This window comes from Castellaniella sp. (genome assembly GCF_034007085.1).
Taxonomy (GTDB): Bacteria; Pseudomonadota; Gammaproteobacteria; order Burkholderiales; family Burkholderiaceae_B; genus Castellaniella.
On the sequence record NZ_JAVERO010000165.1, the window covers coordinates 1 to 3,914 of the forward strand.

Below are 3,914 nucleotides of genomic sequence, written 5' to 3' on the forward strand. Positions count from 1 at the left end.
TGGCGATTTCGATCGGCTCATAGCAGCTGTCCGGCGCGAGAAAATAGCCACCGATCGAATCGCCTCGGCCCAGGGCCTCGGTCAGGTTCACGAAGCCTGCGTCCATGTCGCCCAGGGCGACATAGGCGCCGACCTGGGGTACTCCGTCGCTTTCGGTGCGCTTGGCCTGTGTGGCGGCATCCAGATTGGTGCGCTGCAGGCATTGCGCTGCCGCCCGGCCATAGATGGTGCGCTGGGGGTGCGGCATGGCATAGCGCTGCACCGGGTCGCCCGCCAGGTCCTGGATGGCATCGAGCTTCAGGCCTTGGCGATAGATGATCGCTAGGCGGCCGGCGCCCAGGCGCTCGTAGCGGGTCGCCAGGCCTTCGGGTTCGAGCAGGGCGCGGTCGCCGATCACCAGTGCGACGTCGCTGTTCTGTCGGGCCTGGGTCACGATGCTGCGGATGTGGCCGAAACTGGCTTCCACCTTGAGACCGGCAGACGCCGGCAGTTGTTGGATCAGTTCCATCAGGGGTTTGCGATAGCCGCCTGCCGATGCGATCAGCAGGGTATCGGCAAAAGCCGTGGTGGCCTGGGCGGCGGACAGGATGAGGCACAGGCCCAGCAGTCTGGTTTTCATGGCAGTATCAATCGGTAGATGGGTGAATGCCCGTGGCGGCTGGCGGGCGCTATGGGCATTCGGAATATACCAGACTATATATTGAATGCAGGATTGCCTGGCGCGCTACCGGGTTGCGGCGGCGCGGGCAGCGGCATCCTGGGCGATTCAGTCCTCAGGGCTGGGGGTCTGGGTCGGCAGCCACGGCGATACTGAGCGCATCGGGATGCAACAGGTCTCGCATCGCCGCATTGACCTGTCCGGCCTGCAGGCTGCGCAATTGGTCGATGATGTGCTGCTGCCAGGCGAAACTGCGATGCGTGTCCAGGTAATCGATCCAGCGGCCCGTCAGGTAGGCGTCGTTGGAGCGCCCCAGTTCCAGGTAGTTCAGCAGGGACTGCACCCCTTGATCGACCTCGGCCTGGGTGAATCCGGTCTTGAGCACATCGTCCAGGACCGTGCGCACCGCAGTGCGCAAGTTGTCGACGTTGCGGGCGGCCGTGCTGGCAAACAGCGACCAGGTGCCGGATTCTTCGAAGGATGAGGCGCTGAGGGTGCTGCCCACACCGTAGGACAGGCCGCCTCGCACCCGGATGCCTTGCCACAGCCGGGAATCCTCGGAACCACCGATCAAATAGTTGGCCAGCATCAGGGCGGGCCAGCGTGGGTCGGTGTCTCGCAGTTGCAGGGGCAGGACGGCCCGGTATTCGGCGTTGGCCTTGCCGGGAGCAGGGATGTGCAAGGTTTCTGGCTGCATCGCGTACCAGGGATTCGGCAGGCGTTCGTAGGCGGGCGCAGCCTGCCAGCCGGCCAGGCCGGTGCGCAGGCTCTCTTCGATCTGGTCGGGATTGAAGTCGCCGACCACGGCCATGGACAGGTGGCCTGTGCCGTAGAACCGTTCGTGGAATTGCCGCAGCCGGTCGCGGCTCAGCCCTTCGACCTGCGCCAGGGTTTCGGTGGCCGTGGGGGTATAGCGGATGTCGTCCGGATCCCATGGCTGGTCGTGGCGCCGCAGGGCGGTGCGCGCCAGGTAGGCCGGACTTGCGGCTTCATTTTCCATGCGGGTGCGCAGGCTGCGCTTGAGCCGCTCCAGTTCGTCCTCGGGGAACGTGGGGGCACGCAGCAGGTGAAAGACCAGGTCCAGTACTTCGGGCAGCCGGTCGCGGTCGCTGCGCAAGGACACGTCCAGGACGTTGCCGTCGCTACTGAACGAGAGTTCTGCATCCAGCGCGTTCAGACGGTCTTCGATCTGCTGGCGGTTCATGCCGGCGGCACCGCGCAGCAGCATGGCGCTGGTGGCAAAGGGGGTCAGGCCCAGGCCACGCAAGGCCTTGGCGTCGCCGAAACCCATGCGCAGCACAGCGTAGACCTGCCCGCCCGCCGTTTCCTTGGGCAGCAGGGCCAGGGCGATCGGTCCGTTGGGCAGGGTCAGGATGCTGCGTCGGGTAGCGGCATCGATGGCCAGGGGACGGGTGTCGAAGGCGGCCACGGCCGGGCGTCCGGTATCCGTAGCGAGTTGTTTGATCCAGGGTGTCAGATCGGCCGGCGCGGGCGCGGGCGCATCCTTGGGATCGGGTGTGGGCAGGTACAGTCCGCTGGTCCGGTTGCTGGGCAGCAGCCAGGCGCGCAATTGCGCCTGGACCGCATCCAGCGTGAGCGCCTGGACCCGCAGGCGTTCGATGAAAAACAGGCGCCAGTCGCCCCGGGCAACGGCATCGGACAGGGCCTGGGCCAGTGCGGTGGACTGGTTGTAGGTCTGCTTCCAGTCGTTCAGCCAGGCGGTGCGGATGCGCTCCAGTGCAGCCTGGTCCAACTGGCCGATGCCATCGGTTTCCAGCCCGCGTTCCAGGGCGGACAGCGCGGCCTGCGGGTCTGAGCCGGGCTGGATCTGTGCGCCGAATACCGCATAGCCGGGATGTTTCATGGCGCGGGCAAAGCCGAATACATTGCTGGCCAGTCCCTGGGCCACCAGGGATTGGTAGAGCGGACCGGCCGGGCTGTCGGCCAGCATTGCAGTGCCGATGGACAGGGCCGTGTAGGCGTCGCTGGCGGCTTCCGGCAGGTGGTATTGCGCCAGGGCAATGGGGCTGCCACCGATGCGGCGCAAAGTGACGCTGCGCGCACCCTGCTGGACGGGCTCAACGGTGTATTCGGGCGGCAGCGTGCGGCTGGGGCGGGGGATGGCGCCGAATTCCTGGGCGATCCATTGCAGTGTCTGTTGCGCATCGAAGCGACCGGAGACGATCAGCGTGGCGTTGTCTGGCTGGTAATAGCGGTGGTAGAACGCGCGCAACGAATCGATGCCGACGTGCTCGACATCGGAACGCGCGCCGATGACGCTGCGGCCATAGGGGTGCCAGACATAGGCGGCCGATGTCACTTGCTGCATCAGCATCCCGAACGGGCTGTTCTCGCCGCGTTCCATTTCATTGCGCACCACCGGCATTTCGGCATCCAGGTCGGCGCGGGTGATGCGCACATTCAGCATGGCATCGGCCTGCCAGGCCAGGTACCAGCGCAACGTGTCGGGGTCGCTGGCGAAGGTGGCGTAATAGTTGGTCAGGTCGACGGTGGTCGAACCGTTGGCCGCCAGTCCTCGGCGCGCGAATTCCGCCAGCGCGTCCGGGTATTTGGGGCTGCCACGAAACAGCAAGTGTTCCAGCAGGTGCGCCATGCCGGTTTCGCCCGGCCCCTCGTTGCGCGAGCCGACCCGGTAGCTCATGTTGACCGTGGTCTGGGCGCGGGAATCATCCGGGGCCAGCAACACTTGCAGGCCATTGTCCAGGCGGTATTCGGTGACGCCTTCAATCATCACGACCCGGTGGATGCCGGCGGGGAGAGCATGCGCAGCGGTTGCCGGTGCGGCATGCGCAGAGGCGGCGGCTGCCGGGCGGGTAAGTGGCGCCGCCAGCATGCAGAGCACCAGAAGCAGGATGAGTGGATGTGTGAGCCGGGTCATGTTTCAGGGTGATTCAGGTTACGGATAAAGGACAGGGGCCATGGAGGCATCGAGTCACTGCATGGCGGCCTGCCGGAAAAAGCGCCACAGGCGCGGGTCGCCGGAATACGCCACATTGAAACGCATCCAGCCGTTCTCTTGCCCGTCCGGGTCGAAATAACTGCCGGGGGCAAGCCAGATACCGGCCTTCAGCGCCTGCGCGGCCAGCCGGATCATGTTTTTGCCCGTGGGGCAGGGCGCCGGTGGCCTGCCCCACAGGAACAGCCCGGCACCAGGTTCTTCCCAGACCTCGAAACCGTGCCCGTGCATGGCGGCGGTGACCTGATCATGCGCCCGTCGCAGGCGTTCGCGGATACT

2 protein-coding genes and 1 pseudogene are annotated in these 3,914 nt (G+C 65.9%); all 3 read right to left on the reverse strand.

Annotation, left to right across the window (positions count from 1 at the left end; genetic code table 11):
* Positions 1-619 (reverse strand): substrate-binding domain-containing protein (locus RBR29_RS10975; RefSeq protein WP_320349258.1); only part of this gene is annotated, 619 nt, incomplete at its 3' end.
* 154 nt (positions 620-773) lie between these two features.
* On the reverse strand, positions 774-3,557 hold the full coding sequence (locus RBR29_RS10980; protein WP_320349259.1) for a pitrilysin family protein: 2,784 nt from the start codon (positions 3,555-3,557) through the stop codon (positions 774-776).
* Between the two features lie 54 nt (positions 3,558-3,611).
* A pseudogene (locus tag RBR29_RS10985) lies at positions 3,612-3,914 on the reverse strand (PLP-dependent aminotransferase family protein); the annotation flags it as partial.